Annotated in this window: 15 protein-coding genes; 7 read left to right on the top strand and 8 right to left on the bottom strand. The window is 52.2% G+C overall.

Going from position 1 to position 15,182, the window contains the following annotated elements:
• Window positions 1–52: 52 nt before the first annotated feature.
• The 5 genes from GRF59_RS19310 to GRF59_RS19290 form a co-directional block, all read right to left on the bottom strand.
• Window positions 53–829, bottom strand: a complete 777-nt coding sequence (locus GRF59_RS19310; RefSeq protein ID WP_237391922.1) for an ABC transporter permease — start codon at window positions 827–829, stop codon at window positions 53–55.
• A complete protein-coding gene (locus tag GRF59_RS19305) occupies window positions 829–1,542 on the bottom strand; it encodes an ABC transporter ATP-binding protein (RefSeq protein WP_160499353.1) in 714 nt (237 codons plus the stop codon). Before GRF59_RS19305 ends, GRF59_RS19310 begins: the two co-directional genes overlap by 1 nt.
• Window positions 1,539–1,946, bottom strand: a complete 408-nt coding sequence (locus tag GRF59_RS19300) for a GntR family transcriptional regulator (RefSeq protein WP_160499352.1) — start codon at window positions 1,944–1,946, stop codon at window positions 1,539–1,541. Before GRF59_RS19300 ends, GRF59_RS19305 begins: the two co-directional genes overlap by 4 nt.
• Before the next feature lie 191 nt (window positions 1,947–2,137).
• Window positions 2,138–3,487 (bottom strand): MATE family efflux transporter, encoded by a 1,350-nt coding sequence (locus GRF59_RS19295; RefSeq protein WP_237391921.1) that lies wholly within the window; start codon window positions 3,485–3,487, stop codon window positions 2,138–2,140.
• A gap of 45 nt (window positions 3,488–3,532) precedes the next feature.
• On the bottom strand, window positions 3,533–4,147 hold the full coding sequence (locus GRF59_RS19290; protein WP_160499723.1) for a TetR/AcrR family transcriptional regulator: 615 nt from the start codon (window positions 4,145–4,147) through the stop codon (window positions 3,533–3,535).
• 239 nt (window positions 4,148–4,386) lie between these two features.
• On the opposite strand from GRF59_RS19290, the gene GRF59_RS19285 reads away from it, so the two are divergent.
• The 4 genes from GRF59_RS19285 (at window position 4,387) to GRF59_RS19270 (ending at window position 7,357) form a co-directional block, all read left to right on the top strand.
• Entirely contained in the window at window positions 4,387–4,590 is a 204-nt protein-coding gene (locus tag GRF59_RS19285) for a CsbD family protein (RefSeq protein ID WP_160499351.1), read from the top strand.
• A gap of 157 nt (window positions 4,591–4,747) precedes the next feature.
• The gene (locus GRF59_RS19280) at window positions 4,748–6,178 is read left to right on the top strand and encodes an ATP-binding protein (RefSeq protein WP_160499350.1); all 1,431 of its coding nucleotides are present in this window, start codon (window positions 4,748–4,750) and stop codon (window positions 6,176–6,178) included.
• A gap of 24 nt (window positions 6,179–6,202) precedes the next feature.
• The gene (locus GRF59_RS19275) at window positions 6,203–6,916 is read left to right on the top strand and encodes an oxidoreductase (RefSeq protein ID WP_202128767.1); all 714 of its coding nucleotides are present in this window, start codon (window positions 6,203–6,205) and stop codon (window positions 6,914–6,916) included.
• 60 nt (window positions 6,917–6,976) lie between these two features.
• Entirely contained in the window at window positions 6,977–7,357 is a 381-nt protein-coding gene (locus tag GRF59_RS19270) for a RidA family protein (protein ID WP_160499349.1), read from the top strand.
• Window positions 7,358–7,574: 217 nt separating this feature from the next.
• Here the strand turns inward: GRF59_RS19270 and GRF59_RS19265 are convergent, their stop codons facing one another.
• A complete protein-coding gene (locus tag GRF59_RS19265; RefSeq protein ID WP_160499348.1) occupies window positions 7,575–8,336 on the bottom strand; it encodes a tryptophan-rich sensory protein in 762 nt (253 codons plus the stop codon).
• 170 nt (window positions 8,337–8,506) lie between these two features.
• Here GRF59_RS19265 and GRF59_RS19260 point away from each other — a divergent pair, with 170 nt between their 5' ends.
• The 3 genes from GRF59_RS19260 to GRF59_RS19250 all read left to right on the top strand — a co-directional run bounded on the left by GRF59_RS19260 (window position 8,507) and on the right by GRF59_RS19250 (window position 11,607).
• Complete coding sequence (locus GRF59_RS19260; RefSeq protein WP_160499347.1) at window positions 8,507–9,388, top strand: carbohydrate ABC transporter permease; 882 nt, start codon at window positions 8,507–8,509, stop codon at window positions 9,386–9,388.
• On the top strand, window positions 9,388–10,221 hold the full coding sequence (locus GRF59_RS19255) for a carbohydrate ABC transporter permease (RefSeq protein ID WP_160499346.1): 834 nt from the start codon (window positions 9,388–9,390) through the stop codon (window positions 10,219–10,221). Before GRF59_RS19260 ends, GRF59_RS19255 begins: the two co-directional genes overlap by 1 nt.
• A gap of 105 nt (window positions 10,222–10,326) precedes the next feature.
• On the top strand, window positions 10,327–11,607 hold the full coding sequence (locus tag GRF59_RS19250; RefSeq protein WP_160499345.1) for an ABC transporter substrate-binding protein: 1,281 nt from the start codon (window positions 10,327–10,329) through the stop codon (window positions 11,605–11,607).
• 10 nt (window positions 11,608–11,617) lie between these two features.
• Here GRF59_RS19250 and GRF59_RS19245 read toward each other — a convergent pair whose 3' ends face one another.
• Together GRF59_RS19245 and GRF59_RS19240 are read right to left on the bottom strand one after the other, a co-directional pair.
• Complete coding sequence (locus tag GRF59_RS19245) at window positions 11,618–13,234, bottom strand: response regulator (protein ID WP_160499344.1); 1,617 nt, start codon at window positions 13,232–13,234, stop codon at window positions 11,618–11,620.
• The gene (locus GRF59_RS19240; RefSeq protein ID WP_160499721.1) at window positions 13,231–15,039 is read right to left on the bottom strand and encodes a cache domain-containing sensor histidine kinase; all 1,809 of its coding nucleotides are present in this window, start codon (window positions 15,037–15,039) and stop codon (window positions 13,231–13,233) included. Before GRF59_RS19240 ends, GRF59_RS19245 begins: the two co-directional genes overlap by 4 nt.
• Between the last annotated feature and the right edge of the window lie 143 nt (window positions 15,040–15,182).

The following is a 15,182-nucleotide window of genomic DNA, read 5'->3' as shown; positions in this document are numbered from 1 at the left end:
GGGTATGAAGGGGCTCGGCCCCAATCATGACTTGAACCATTCGGTATTCCTCCTATAATTCCAATTTATTCTCAAGCAGGTATCCTGAAAATTTCAGCACGGCATAGGTCAGAATCCAGCTAATCCCCATGACCATAGGCAGCTCCCAAGCGTAAGGGAACCATTCGGCTCTTATCTGCTCCGTTCCCTGCTGAATCATGTTTTCCGATATAACGACGTCCGGCAGCTGAAATATCAAGCTCAGGCCGCCCATAAACACAATCCATAACACCGGAGAAATCGGGCGAAGTGAGCTGTTTTGAACGATGGAAATCAGGATGCCGAGTGCGATGATGAGCGGGCTGAAGCCGGCGACCAGCGTGAGCCAATCGACTCCCGCAACCATGAAGGAGCCAACATCCGCAAGCGAGTAGGCAGGAAGTACGAGCGACAGGATCAGGACGTACACCGACAGGACGGCAAAGACGATGACGATGCCGATCAGAAGCTTCAGCCAGATGCCCAGCCATTTGGCGGTGATCAGCTTGGTCCGCGGATACGGCATGGTTAGCCACCAGCCGTAGGTGTCATTTTCCCATTCCCGTTTCACGGAGCCGTAGCCCCAGAAAAAAAACATATAAGGAAATCCCATGGTAACGAACCAAATGGAATTGATCTGCAGTTGTTCATTAATGGCAAAATAAGTCATGGTGCCGATGGCGGCGATGAGAATAATAAGGCAATACGCCAGCCACCAGCTGCGCGAAATACGTGAGCGGCTTTGCTTGCGCCAGCTGCCTTTGCCCTTGAATTCATGCCGGACCAGATTCCGGAAAACAGCCGAGTCCATCACTTGTTCCACTCCTTCATGTACATTTTGCGGAAAACGTCGCGCAGCGAGCCGTATTCTGCCCTTAAATTTTCCGTGCTGCCGGTCCAGATTGCGCGGCCTTCCTTCATCATGACCGTGTAGTCGAACAAGCCTTCAACCTCTTGAATGTCATGGGTGCTGATCAGGACCGACTGCTCGCTTTCCTCCAAATAATCGATGAGGCTGGCAACGATCGTCTCTCTCGAAATAACGTCGATACCGGTAAAAGGCTCATCCAGTACGATCATCTGTACATCTCGCGCAAGGCAGAGAATCAGCATGATCCGGGCTTCCTGACCGCGGCTCATGCCGCCGACTTTGGCGTCAAGGTCAATGTCCATGTAGTCTGTCAGCTGGATCGCTCTTTCCATGGAAAAGCCGGGAAGAAAGCTGTTTCCCCATTCCAGCGCCGCCCGCGCGGTATGGTTCGGGTACCATCTGGCACGATCGGGCAGGTAGGCAATGTCCTGGTTGGTCTGCCAGCTCGGAGCTTTGCCTAGCACTTCGATGTGTCCGGCATCCGGTCTGACCAGGCCGGTCAGCATCCGGAAAAACGTCGATTTCCCGCAGCCGTTCGGGCCGAGAATGCCGGTAATCCGTCCTGAGGGAATGGCAATCTCAAACTGGTCCAGCGCTTTTTTCTTGCCGTAGTGCTTGGTAATTTGATGGCACTCCACGATATTCGTACTCATAAATCGCTTCCTCCTTGCTCCGTGTCCCTTTTCTGGCGAATGTATGTCTCGATGTCCTCCCAGGCTAGCCCGAGGCTTTCCATCTGTTCCATGAAGCTGTCGATATACCGGGCCGCCAAGGCCGTCCGGAAGGAAGCGACATGTTCGGGCGAGGAGGTGACGTATGTTCCCTGGCCCCGGCGCTTTTCCGTTAGTCCGTCCCGCTCAAGCTCCTGATAGGCACGCATGACGGTGTTCGGATTGATCCGCAGCTCCTGCGCGAGTTCTCTAACCGATGGCATTTTATCTCCCAAAGCGATCTCTCCTTTTGCAATGGCGCTTCTGGCTTGATCAAGTATCTGCTCATATAAAGGTTGACTGAAGTCAATGTGAAAATGCAGCGAGCCAACCTGCTGTTCTTCCATAGACGCTCCTCCTACCGTACCGGAAGTACGATTAGTGATTTAAGTGTATTATATCACCTAATACACTTAATACAATAGGCTATTTTTAAAAAAGTATTTGGTCAATTCTAGAAAATCAAAAAAAGCCCGCCAGCTCCATGCGAGGAGACAGGCAGGCTTTCGCGGTAATCCGGCTCCATGCTTGCAGAGCTTTATTGAAGCGCAGGCAGGGAGCGGTTTTTCCGTTTGACATAGATGAAAATGCAGGCGGCGACCACGCACTCGGAGAGCGGAATCGACAGCCAAACCCCATTGGTACCGATCAGATGGGGGAGCGTAAGCAGGAACAGGACCATGAGAATAATCTCCCGGGAGAGGGTAATCCAGACAGCGGCTTTAACCTGTTCCGATGCCTGGAAATACGTCATCATCACGAAGTTGATACCCATGAACATATAGGCCGTGAAGAACAGCCGAATGCCGCTGATGGCGAGCGAGCGGACCTCTTGCGAGAAATCGCCGAACAAGGATACGATGCTTCCCGCGAACACCAGTCCGAACAGGAAAACCGCTATTCCGGAAAAGAAGGCCGTAAAGGCGGCGATCCGGATCGTTTTCACTTCGCGGATACGAAGCTTGGCTCCGCGATAATAGCTGATCAGCGGCTGAATGGCCGAGCCCATGCCGAGGAACAGCATCAGCATGACGTTGTGGGCGTAGTTCAGTACCGAGAAAGCAGCAACGCCTGCGGTGCCCGCCCAGCGCACCATCGCGACATTGTATCCAATCGTGAATACCGATAAGCCAACCTCGGAAATAAAGCTTGGAAAGCCGATCGTCAAAGTCCGGATCGCCAGCTTCCATGAGAAATACGGCTTCACGAAGGCAAGGGAGCGCTCCTTGCGCAGGAAGTGGGCGAACAGCACAACCGCTCCGACGAGCGTGGCGGCAACGGTAGCCAAAGCCGAGCCTTTGACGGTCATATCGAACACGTATAAGAAAATGTAGTTCAAAATGATATTCAGCACGGCAGACACGACCATGGAAATCATGGACAGGTTCGGGTTGCCGTCATTGCGGACGAACAGGCTGAACGCATTCTGAATCGTAATGATGAACCCGTAGGTCAGCAGCACGGTCATGTACTCCAGCGCATAGGGCAATGTATCTTCGTTTGCGCCGAGCGCATAGGCCAGAGGGACGCGCGCCAGGTAGGCCGTCACGGCGACCAGCAGGGTCAAAACGAATATCAGGATCAGCGAGTGGGTGAAAATTTGCTGAGCCTGCTTGATGTTCCTGGCGCCTTTGGACTGCGAATACAGCGTTGCGCCTCCGATGCCAAGCCATAACGACATGGCGAAAAACACGGAAAACACGGGGGATGCGATGTTGATGCCGGCAAGTGCAAGGGCGCCGAGCCGGTGGCCGACGAAAATGCCGTCTGCGACCACGTTGATCGACATCATCAGCATCCCGACCAATGACGGAATTAAATAACGTACGAATACCTTCCCTACGGAGTCCGTCTCCATCGAAGGAAGCATAACTTTTTCTTGACTCATGATGTCCTCCATAGCCCCGAAAGGGGCGTTAAGCAGATTATATATTTATTGAATGAACGGTTTGGATTCGGCGATGCCGTACAAAAACACATGGATCGCCTTCCGGTAGAGCTCTAGTGCCTCATCTAAATCAAGCTTGTTGGTAGAAAATTCGATGCCTGCCAGCATGCCCTCCAGAATGATGCTCAAAAGATGCGCGTCATCCTGCTTGAATTCGCCGCTGCGCATGCCCTCCGCCAGCAGTTCCTCGTAATTGCGGAGATACATGTGCATCATCTCTTCAATTTTGTCCTGATTTGGCGAAGTAATGAGCTCGGTTGCGTAAAATTCATTGGTAGCCCGGGTCAGCGGGTGATGGAACCCGTCCACGACGAAATGCTCCACCAGCGCAATGATTTGTTCCTTGACCGTTTGAAAACGGGCTTTTTTGGCCTGAAACTGCTCGGCCCATTCCCGTGTCCATTCCTCGAGCAGGTAGAGGAAGAGGCCTTCTTTATTTTTAAAATGATAATAAATATTGCCCTTACTGATCTGCGTGGCCGACACGATGTCCTCGATCGAAGTGGAGGCATATCCCTTTTGGCCGAAAAGCGTCCGTGCGGCGTCGGCTACCTTTTGCTTCGTCTGTTGGCTGGAAAGCTGTTTTTTATTTAGAATCATGATCACCTCACAATTATACTGAACGTTCATTCTAAAATAATCCCTCTTCAGTATAGTTTCATATTTTTAAAATTTCAATCCCTGATAGAAGAGATGCGATAAAGAATTACCATGTAGTATTGGATGATTCTACCAGACTGTGCGGGATTCAGCCTCTTCGCGGACGGGTAATATGAACATACAAGGGCAGCGCAGAATGCGCTGTACAGACAACCATCAAACGTAAGGAGCTGATCATAATGGATAACAACGTATTTAAGGGAAAATGGAAACAGTTGAAAGGCGAAGCGAAGAAGCAATGGGGCGAGCTTACGGATGATGATCTGGACCAGATCAACGGCGAAAAGGACAAGCTCGTAGGCAAGCTGCAGGAGCGCTACGGACATACGAAGGATGCCGCCGAAAAGGAATACCATAACTGGTCCCGTTCCCACACGGATTGATATTATGGATTAAGCATATAGACATCATGCCACCCCAAAACCACCTGAGCCTTCAGGTGGGTTTTTTGACATTTATTTGTATGAAAAACCTGATTAACTGGCATCATCGTGATATGATAGAAAGTAATGTTCTATGAAAACACTCAGGAGTGAGTCCATGGAGTTTTCCAAAATATTTCTTGGCAATACCGCTTTGCTCGTTACCGTTGCATACCTGGCCAATTTGATATATAAATATGCGCTCAGTCGGACCTCGTCATCTGTGAAATATGTCAGCTCGGTGCTGCTCATTATATTTTGCGGTTGGTTGAGCATGTTCTTCGGATACAATGTGAGCGAGAACGTCATTTTTGATCTTCGCATCATTCCCTTGATCATAGCCACGGTTTCCTATGCGGAACCATTGACGCTGGTGATCATCGGTGCCAGCATTGGAATATCGCGCCTTTTATTCGGCATAAATGAGGCCTCGATCGCGGGGTGCCTGAACCTGTGCATTTTGGGTGTGGCAGCGGCTCTGCTTCATGTATGGATGAACCGCAGAAGTTTTGGATTGATTACGCAAGGACTTATCACAATTATAGTGATCAACCTGCTGAACTGTTTGGATATCGCCTTTCTGGGCGTCATTTCGGCGAAGACTTATTTTATGGAAATCATGCCAATCGCTTTGCCGCTCAGTCTTGTTCTCAGTCTCATTTTTTCGCTGATTCTGCGTGATTTCCAGCTGGAGGGAAACCGGATGGTACAGATCAAGCACAGCAATGTGCTTCTCTCCGCCCAAGCGGAAGAGCTGCACAAGGCCAAAATCGTTCTTGAAGAGCGTGCCCGCGAGTTGGCGTTATCATCCCAGTATAAGACGGAATTCCTGGCTAACATGTCGCATGAACTGAGAACTCCGCTGAATAGCATCATTAACTTCGCCCAACTGATCAGTGAGCCTGATGAAGGACGGACGAAAGAAGAAATAGCCGAATACGGAGAAATCATTTATCAATCGGGTCAGGAGCTGCTGACGATTATCAATGACATTCTTGACCTGACGAAAGTAGAAGCCGGACAGCTCGAAATCGTAAATGAGGATATGAACATCAGCGAAATTCCGCAGCTGGTTGCCATGCACTTCGAACATGCGGCCGAGAGAGGAAATATTTCCTTTGAAATACAGTTGGATGAGCGCCTGCCGCAAACGATGTATACCGATCCCAACCGGGTGCAGCAGATTTTACGGAATTTGCTCTCAAACGCATTTAAATTTACCCATGATGGGCAAGTGAAGCTGAATATCCGGCTCGAACGGCTCGGAAGCACTGATCAGAAAGAGGATTGGATCGTCTTTGATGTCATTGATTCGGGCATAGGCATTCCCAAGGAGAAGCAGGCACATATCTTCGAAGCGTTCAAACAGGCGGACGGCTCCATCAGCCGCAAATACGGCGGTACAGGACTAGGCTTGTCCATCAGCAGGGACTTATCGAGACTACTTAGCGGGTACATAGAGATGGAGAGCGAAGAAGGCAAAGGCAGCCGGTTCTCCCTTCATCTGCCGTTGATCGGATCGGAAGCATTTTACCTTCATAACAGTTGAAACGGGGTAGCTGCAGCAGGTAGAATGAGTACAAGCAGGAGCATTGAAAGCGGGGTGAGGAAGATCGGGCTGCAGGCATTAGTGCTTGGTGCCACTGGCCTTGTCGGCGGGGAAGTCGTTCAGGAGCTTCTCCGGAGCGAAGCATATAGTCTGGTCAGGGTATTGTCGAGACGTCCGCTAGGTTTCCAGCATCCGAAGCTGCAGGAGACCATCATTGATCTGGAACAACTGGAGGAGCATGCCGAGCATTTTTCAGGAATGCGGGATGTATTTTGCTGCTTGGGCACGACCATCCGGAAGGCTGGCTCACAAGTGAAATTCCGCAAGGTTGATCTGGAATACCCTCTGCGAGCCGCAAAAGTATCGAAACAGCAAGGCGTGAAGCAGTTTCTTGCCGTCTCGGCTATGGGAGCAGACCCCACATCGCGTATTTTTTACAACCGCGTGAAGGGTGAAGCCGAACAGGTTGTGTCTTCCGTGGGGCTTCACGGGGTCCATTGGTTTCGTCCATCACTGCTGATCGGCGACCGGAAGGAATTTCGTTTCGGCGAATCTGCAGGTGCATTGGTCATGAAAGGACTTGATCCACTTATGCGCGGTCGCGCATCGAAATATCGGGCAATGCCCGCCGCGACACTTGCACGGGCCATGGTGAGCATCGCTCTGACGGGTACAGCGGGAACGCATGCATATCCGAATGATGTCATTCACGTGCTGGGCACGGTTCCGGCGGATTGAACATACATACATTGACACGGGATTCTGTAGCGGAATTCCATACATGAAAGGATGAATGTAATGAGTAAAAAAGTGATTTCTACAACATCGGCGCCAGGAGCAATCGGACCATACAGCCAGGCCGTTCAAATTGGAGATCTTGTCTTCACGTCCGGCCAACTTGGTCTGAATCCGGAAACCGGAGAATTCGGCAGCGGCGTGCAGGAGCAGGCCCGTCTTGCCCTCAGCAACGTAAAAGCCATCCTCGAAGCTGCAGGCAGCAGCCTGGACCAAGTCGTGAAAACGACCGTGTTCCTGAAGGACATGAACGATTTCGCAGCCGTCAACGAGATTTACGCTTCTTACTTCTCTGAGCCGTATCCGGCGCGCAGCGCGGTAGAGGTAGCGCGCCTGCCGAAGGACGGATTGGTGGAAATCGAAACCATCGCGTCGCTGAAATAAACCATATGCCATAAGCGCAAAGCGCCGCCAGGATCAGCGATCCGGCGGCGCTTTTTTTTTGTGTGTATAAACAGAGCGGGTTGCATGGGTAGACATAAATGAAGGGGCACCAGCGATTGCAGGAACGATTCGTTTGCGCAGCGCCCTCCAGAAAGCCATGCGAAGCTCCTGCGCACAAGAACTTAATTACGTCCCCCCGGAGCGCCGACAAAAAGCCTCAGTCCCGATCCCGATTCCGCGCAAAAAACAAATAAATCGCATAAATGAACAATATCGCCGCCAGAATAAACGCCGCTACGAACACGTTCTCCGCCATATCCTTCTGTTTGATGCCGATTGCGACATAAGCCCAGACGAAGACCAGCGGATAGATGCTATCCCGGTAAGGGAAGCTGACCAGAATGGCGATCAGCGCGCCAACGAGCAGCATGATGACCGCCCAGGTCGAATCGCTCAGGCCGAAGCCGTCCCAATTGTTTTTCTCAAGCGCAACACTGACATTGACGATCGTAGCGACGCTGATCCAGCCGAGATACAGGCTGAAGGGCAGCTTCACGAACCACATCTCGCCCGGCGTCGGATAATGGATGCGGCGCGTGCGCATATAGACCATAATGAGCGATAGCAGAAGCAGCGCCATCGCGACCACCGACAGCTCAATGTAAAGATATTGCCAGAGCAGCAGCCAGGCAACATTGAACAGACAGCTCAGCAGGAACCATGGGCCGATTCGCTGCACCGATTCGCGGGATTCCGTCGTTCTCCGGAACTGGTAAACGATGAACCCGAGCAGCAGCAGATAAATCAGCGACCAGATCATGAACGCGTAACCCGCCGGCGTAATCAGCGTCGGATACTTGTCCGATATTTCCCCTGTTTTCATTCCGTTCAATACGGTTGTATTCGCAAGCACGTTTACGATGATGACAGCAATGAAACCCAGCAGGTTCCACCATTTGTACGGATTACTCCTCAGCAAAATCATCAGCCTCCCAAACGGATCTATTCAGTTTCTCATGAAGTCCTCATGAACAGCTTTTCCCTAAAGATATACCCAAAAACCCGGCGGCAGAACATAAGCAAGTCCGATTCATTTTCCCGGTATGCAGGTAATATTAGGGAAAATTGAACTTTCGAGGAGTGAGCAGCTTGAAATCCAAAAAGACCTCTCAGCTGCTGCAGCAGCTGGTTTTCGTAGGGCCTTCCGCCTTGGTTTTTCTTGTTATCGTTATCTTTCCTTTTTTATTGGGAGTCTATTATTCATTCACGAATTGGAACGGCGTGTCCCGGCATGCGGGATGGGTCGGACTCCGCAATTATGTTCATATTTTCAGTGCCGATCCCCAGTTTCTGCATTCCTTTTGGTTCACCGTGAAATTTACCGTATTGGGCGTGGTGCTGACGAATATTCTCGGGTTCGGGCTTGCGTATCTGCTGACACGGCCCTTGTTTACTCGCAACGCGCTGCGAACCGTATTCTTTGTGCCGCATGTCATCGGCGGGCTGCTGCTCGGCTTCATTTGGCAATTCATCTTCGTGAAAGGGTTTGCAGCCTTGGGTCAGTCAACCGGTTTCTCGTTCTTTAATCTGCCTTGGCTGGGGACCGATTCTACCGCATTCTGGGCCATAGTCATCGTGTTCGTCTGGCAGAATGCCGGTTACCTGATGGTGATTTATATATCATCGCTGAACAATGTACCGAAGAACCTCATCGAGGCCGCTCAGATCGACGGCGCATCGAAAGGGCAGGTGCTCCGCAAAGTCATGGTACCGCTGGTCATGCCTGCCGTGACGGTATGCTTGTTCCTCGCGATATCCTGGTCCTTCAAGCTGTTTGATCTGAACCTGTCGCTCACCAAAGGCGGCCCGTTTAAAGCGACGGAATCGGTCGCGCTGAATATTTACAACGAAGCCTTCAATATCAGCCGCTTCGGCATGGGCTCGGCGAAGGCGATTATCTTCTTCATCATCGTGGCCATCATCTCGATTATCCAGGTGCGCGCCACGAAGAGCCGGGAGGTGGAGATTTAATGGGAACGACTAGACGCCGCGGCAAGTGGCTTGCCGCTGAAGCAATCATGATTGTCATTGCGCTCATCTTTTTGGTTCCGTTCTATTTTCTGCTTGTGAACTCGGTCAAATCCTTCGGTGACATCTTGACGAATGCGGCCGGCTGGCCGAAGAGTTTCCTGTGGGGGAACTACGCCGAGGCCTGGAAGCTGACCGCATTTCCGAAGGTGTTCTGGAATTCGCTTGTGGTAGCCGTCGTCAGCAACGTGCTGCTCGCGCTCATCAGCTCCATGGCCGCGTACCGGATGGTGCGGCGGGATACGCGGTTTAACCGGCTGCTGTTCGGCGCTTTCGTCGCAGCCATGGTGATTCCGTTCCAATCCATCATGATTCCACTGGTGAAGGTCGTCAGCACCATCGGACTAATGGATTCGCGGACTGGACTAATCATCTGTTATCTCGGCTTTGGTGCTCCGCTGTCGGTATTTCTGTTCCACGGATTCGTCAAAACGGTTCCGAAGGAGATTGAGGAGGCCGGGCGGGTGGATGGCTGCTCGACCTACGGCATTTTCTTCCGCATCGTGCTGCCCCTGATGCAGCCCATGGTCGTTACGGTCATTATTCTGAATGCGCTTTGGATCTGGAACGACTATTTGATGCCATATCTGATTTTACAAAATCCCGATCTGCAGACGATTCCGATCGCAACGTATTCCTTCTTCGGACAGTTTACGAAACAATGGGATTTGGCGCTGCCCGCCCTCGTGCTGGGCATTACGCCGATCGTCATCTTCTTCCTATTGATGCAAAAATACATTATCGAGGGCATTTCCCAAGGCTCGGTTAAAGGGTGATCTTCATACACGATTCAATCGCACGATCCAATCCGGACATGATCCAATCGAACAAATCATAGAACCCAGGTGAATCTGGGAAATGGGCAAAGGAGGAGACGCGCCATGAATAAAGGCAAGCAATCCCGTACCGGCGCCGCATGGGCTCGCGTGACTGCTGTGGTGGCGCTGATTGCCCTTTTGGCGGGCTGCGGCAGCGGAAACGGCAGCGGAACGAAAACCGTTCATATTTTCCAGTTCAAGGTGGAAATTGCCGATGCGCTAAAGGAGCTGAAGGTAGAATATGAAAAGACCCATCCGGGCGTGAAATTGGATATTCAGACGGTGGGCGGGGGCAGTGACTACGGAGCATCGCTCCGGGCTAAATTCGCGGCTTCCGAGGAGCCCGACATTTTCAATATCGGTGGCTATAATGAGCTCGACATGTGGCAGGAATACCTGGAAGATCTCTCCGGCGAGCCTTGGGTGAAGGACGTGAAAGACATCGCCAAAGAGCCGATGACCAAGGACGGCAAGCTGTATGGACAACCGATGAATCTGGAAGGATACGGATTTATTTACAATAAGGATCTGTTCAAAAAAGCGGGCATTACGGAGCGGCCGGTTACGCTGAGCGAGCTTGAAGCGGCTGCGGAGAAGTTGAAGGCTGCGGGCATTACGCCGTTCGCGAACGGCTACCAGGAGAACTTCGTGCTCGGCAACCATAACATCAATCTCGCTTTTGCCGACCAGAAAGACCCGGGAGCCTTCATCAAGGGGCTGAATGAGCACAGCGTAGAATTCGCCTCGAATGAAATCGTCTCAGAGTGGTCCAACCTGCTGGATCTGACACTGAAATACGGGAATCCCAATCCGCTGACAACCGATTACAACACGCAGGTGACGATGTTTGCGAGCGGCAATGTGGCCATGATGCAGCAGGGCAACTGGACGCAGGTGCAGATCGACGGAATCAATCCGAAGCTGAGCCTTGGCATGTTGCCGATGCCGATTAACGATGATCCAGCACTTGGAGACAAATTGTACGTAGGCGTGCCGAATAACTGGGTAGTGAACAAAAACTCCCCGGTAAAGGAAGAAGCCAAGGAGTTTTTGGACTGGCTGGTGACATCCGATATCGGCAAAACGTACATCACCAGTAAATTCAAGTTTATCCCTGCCTTTAAAAGCATCAAAGGCACGGATGAAGAACTGGGTCAGCTTGGAATGGACGTACAGAAATATACGGACGCCGGCAAAACGCTGACCTGGAACTGGTTCCGGTTCCCGAACGGCATGTCGCCCGAGTTTGCCGCAGCGATCCAGGCATACATCGGCGGCAAAGTTACCAAGGAAGGCATGTATGAGCAGTTCCAGCAGAACTGGGACAATTTGAGCGTTAGGTAATTCAAACACGTTAACGGGAAGTCTGCTCCTTCCGGTATTCATTGGGAGTGCGGCCTTCCTGTTTTTTGAATACCTTGCTGAAGTATTTTTCGTCCTGGTAACCGACCATTTCGGCGACCTGCGAGATGCGAAGCTGCGGATTGAGTAGCAGCAGCTTCGCTTTTTCGATGCGCACCCCGGCAAGAAAATCCGATATGTTGACGCCGAATTCCTGCTTGAAGCGGCGGGAGATGTACTCCCGGCTGAGGAAGAAGCGCGCAGCCATGTCCTGCAGCGAAATGTCCTCGGCGTAATGATGCTCGAGATAACGGGCGATATCATGAATGATATGGTTTTCCCGCGAGTGCTGTTGCGTCAGAATCCGGCTTGCCGCCGTCAATCTGCCTTCATATTGGTCTTTCCACAGCGGATAGGAGATTTTGCCCTGCAGATCCATCGGAAGCGAGCGGGGCAGTTCCAGCAGCGCATCTTTGTCCGGACCGGGACTTGAGGGATCGGAGCTTCTGTCCATCCACTGTTTCAGCATCCAGTCCCACTCGGCGTTCCATTGCTCAAGCTCTGCCGGCGTGACGGTTCCGAGCCTTCGGACCTCTTCCATCCAACTGTCGACTGCACTGCCGATCTGCTCCATGCTGCCGCTTAGCGCAGCCATGCGGAAGCTTTCTTCATGCGTGGCCAGCCGCAGTGGCTTTTGCGGCTGCGGGGTGCCGACGTGAAGCCAGCCCGTGAGCTCCCCCGCATTCCGCTGCCATAACGCGTGATGCGCCTGCTGGTACGAGCCGGACACGCCCGCCGGAAAAGGCTGGCGCGAGCCTGCGCCCATATGAATCTGCCGGTGCAGCGTTAGGTCGATTCCGCTTCTGATTTCTGCGAGCGTCGCCTGCAAAGGCATGGTGTCATCCCAGATCAGCAGCACGACTTCTTCGGGATTGCCGAGATGGTGAAAGGCAATCCCCTTTTGTCCGGACAGCAGCACTTCATTGCAAATGTTGGTGAGCGTGAAATACAGCAGCTGACGCATATGCTGGAACTTGTCCAGAAGGTCCTGATCCAGCTGCGCGGTGCTGATGACGGCAGCGTAGCAGCTGCCGATGTTCTCGGGCAGGCCGAATTCGGCCATCAGCTGCCCGGCAAGTTCCTCCTTGCTTCCATGGCCGCTGATCAGATCGGACAGCAGCTTGTCGGCGTAATGGGGCTTCATGCGGTTCAATTCTATATTTTTTTGCGCGCTCAAGGAGTCCTGTAGCGTTTCCAGGCGAATAGCCTCCACGGCCTTGCCCAGCGCTTCGTTGAGCGCGTCCGGGTCCACGGGCTTCAGGATATAATCCAGGCCGCCGCTGCGGATGGCATGCCGCACCAGCTCGAAATCGTCGTATCCGCTGATGACGATCGTCTTTACGGCAGGCCGATTGCTTTTGATCCACTCCAGCAGCTTGGTTCCGTCCATGCGCGGCATACGCATGTCGGTTAGCACGATCTGTGGCGATTCCGCCATGATGAGTTCCACGGCGGTTTGCCCGTCGCCAGCCTCAAGGATTGCCGTGATGCCGTGGCCCTCCCAATCCGCGAGCAGTTTGATGGCTTCTCTGACATGCTTTTCATCGTCCGCAATCAATACTTTTGTCATTCCTCATTCTCCTCTGTATGTTTCGCTTCGGTGTGAATTTCCACGGTAATTCGAACGCCTTGCGGTTTAATGTTGTCGATATAAAGCGCGGATTCATGCTCCGTATACAGCCGCAGGCGCATAAGCACGTTATGCAGCCCGATGCCGTCTTCATCCGTCCATTCGGCCTGAATTCCGCCGTTTGGCTTGCGTTCCAGCTGCCACTTCAGCTCCTTCAGCTCTTCCGGCGGAATTGATTCCCCATTGTTCTCGATCACGATTTCGAGGACGCCATGCGGCTTCATGCGGCTGGTAATTTCCAGTCGGCCCTGCTGGGCCCCGGTATCGAGTCCATGCTTGAAATAGTTCTCTACGAGCGGCTGCAGGATCATTTTCGGCATCGGGACCCGCAGCGTGTCCGGCGCAAGCTGTATGTTGAACTCGAGCTGATCGCTGAACCGCTCCTTCTGCAGATCGAGATACATCCTCACATGCTCGGCTTCTTCCTTGAGCGTAACCCTTGCATCGTTATTGTTCATGCTGTAGCGCATGATTTTGGCGAGTGAGGAGAGCAGGGCATAGATCCTCGGCACGTTATTTTGCAGCGCCAGTGTTCCAATCGACTGCAGTGTATTGTACAGGAAATGCGGGTTGATTTGCGCCTGCAGCGCCTTCAGCTGATTGGTCTTGTTAGCCAGCTCCAGGCGATATTCCCGCAAAATCAGGTTGTTGATCGTATCCATCATCTGCCGGAACCGCGCGAACATGATGCCCGTTTCATCGCGGCTGTTCCAGTCGATATCGACGTTCAACTGCCCGGACTGAATCCGGTTCATATAGCTGGTCAGACGCTTGATCGGCTCGGTTATGCGCACGGAGATGAATAGCGTTCCGAACACTATGATGAGCAGGGCGATCACGGCGATGGCCGTATTGATCTGGGTCAGCTGGGTCGCGCGTTCGTATAGGGTGGCGTTCGGAATCCGTTTAATGATCGTCCATTCTGCATAGGGTGTTTGCATTTTCTCGAATACATGCATGGCTCCGCCATTTTCGAAGGAACCGCTGCTCTGGTTCATGCGAATATGTTCCAAGACGACCTTGTCCTGCAGCTGTTTGCCGATTTGATCGTCCCTGGCGGAATAGATGATGTTGCCATTCCGGTCGACGACGAGCAGCTGCTCATGATTCTTATTAAACAGCTGCTCACAAATGGCGGCAACCGCATCCAGCCGGACGTCGATCGCCATTACGCCAAGCACCTTTTCTGAAGGGATGTTGGTGATCGTCCGGTGGAACGTAAACACCTCGCGCTTGGAATAAGAGGTAGGCGAGGGGGGGAAACCATAATCATGGCTTTGATGCGTCGGTTCAACGGACGTCGTGTATTTTTCATAAGGTCTTGTACTCACGTAAGGCTCGGACCGGTATTCCCTTTTTGGAAAAGTTGCGGGCGTCACGAGCGTGGATTGGCCCGACTGGCTCGCATGCAGGTAAATCCGCTCAATTCCGTTGATCGTGTTCTGAATATTTTGCAGCAGCGTGTATACTTCGGCGACGGCCCGATAGTCATCGGGTATTTTGCGCAGGTTCCGCAGAAAGTTGGTGTCCGTGTATACCACCAGCGAGGCCTTGTTGATGTTGTCGAGATAGTTGTTTAGATTCGTCTTCCCCTGAAAAATCAAATGCTTATTCTCTTCGAGCGCCTGCTCCTTAATTGTTTCCTTGGTATGGGTATACGTAATGCTGATGGAGAGCAGCAGCGGAATCGTCGTCGCCAGCAGCATGAACTGGATCAGCCGCGAACGGATGCTGCGGAACTTCATCGGTTTATCGCTCTCATGAACATAGTTACCCTTTTTCGGCATATCAATATTTTCCCCCTAACGGTTCACGATCCTCCGTGTTTTTCGACTTCTGTTTCCCGCATACTGAAGCTACGAACAGTATCGAAACTTTCAAAAAGGGG

This window comes from Paenibacillus dendrobii (assembly GCF_009807035.1).
GTDB classification, from domain to species: domain Bacteria; phylum Bacillota; class Bacilli; order Paenibacillales; family Paenibacillaceae; genus Paenibacillus_AQ; species Paenibacillus_AQ dendrobii.
Note: the sequence above shows the minus strand (reverse complement) of the source record. Positions and strands in the feature narration are given on the sequence as shown.

Bases quoted from the DNA above. Each gene is read 5' to 3' on its own strand.
- GRF59_RS19310 (WP_237391922.1), bottom strand. From the start codon at position 829: ATGGACTCGGCTGTTTTCCGGAATCTGGTCCGGCATGAATTCAAGGGC.
- GRF59_RS19305 (WP_160499353.1), bottom strand. From the start codon at position 1,542: ATGAGTACGAATATCGTGGAGTGCCATCAAATTACCAAGCACTACGGC.
- GRF59_RS19300 (WP_160499352.1), bottom strand. From the start codon at position 1,946: ATGGAAGAACAGCAGGTTGGCTCGCTGCATTTTCACATTGACTTCAGT.
- GRF59_RS19295 (WP_237391921.1), bottom strand. From the start codon at position 3,487: ATGAGTCAAGAAAAAGTTATGCTTCCTTCGATGGAGACGGACTCCGTA.
- GRF59_RS19290 (WP_160499723.1), bottom strand. From the start codon at position 4,147: ATGATTCTAAATAAAAAACAGCTTTCCAGCCAACAGACGAAGCAAAAG.
- GRF59_RS19285 (WP_160499351.1), top strand. From the start codon at position 4,387: ATGGATAACAACGTATTTAAGGGAAAATGGAAACAGTTGAAAGGCGAA.
- GRF59_RS19280 (WP_160499350.1), top strand. From the start codon at position 4,748: ATGGAGTTTTCCAAAATATTTCTTGGCAATACCGCTTTGCTCGTTACC.
- GRF59_RS19275 (WP_202128767.1), top strand. From the start codon at position 6,203: ATGAGTACAAGCAGGAGCATTGAAAGCGGGGTGAGGAAGATCGGGCTG.
- GRF59_RS19270 (WP_160499349.1), top strand. From the start codon at position 6,977: ATGAGTAAAAAAGTGATTTCTACAACATCGGCGCCAGGAGCAATCGGA.
- GRF59_RS19255 (WP_160499346.1), top strand. From the start codon at position 9,388: ATGGGAACGACTAGACGCCGCGGCAAGTGGCTTGCCGCTGAAGCAATC.
- GRF59_RS19250 (WP_160499345.1), top strand. From the start codon at position 10,327: ATGAATAAAGGCAAGCAATCCCGTACCGGCGCCGCATGGGCTCGCGTG.
- GRF59_RS19245 (WP_160499344.1), bottom strand. From the start codon at position 13,234: ATGACAAAAGTATTGATTGCGGACGATGAAAAGCATGTCAGAGAAGCC.
- GRF59_RS19240 (WP_160499721.1), bottom strand. From the start codon at position 15,039: ATGAAGTTCCGCAGCATCCGTTCGCGGCTGATCCAGTTCATGCTGCTG.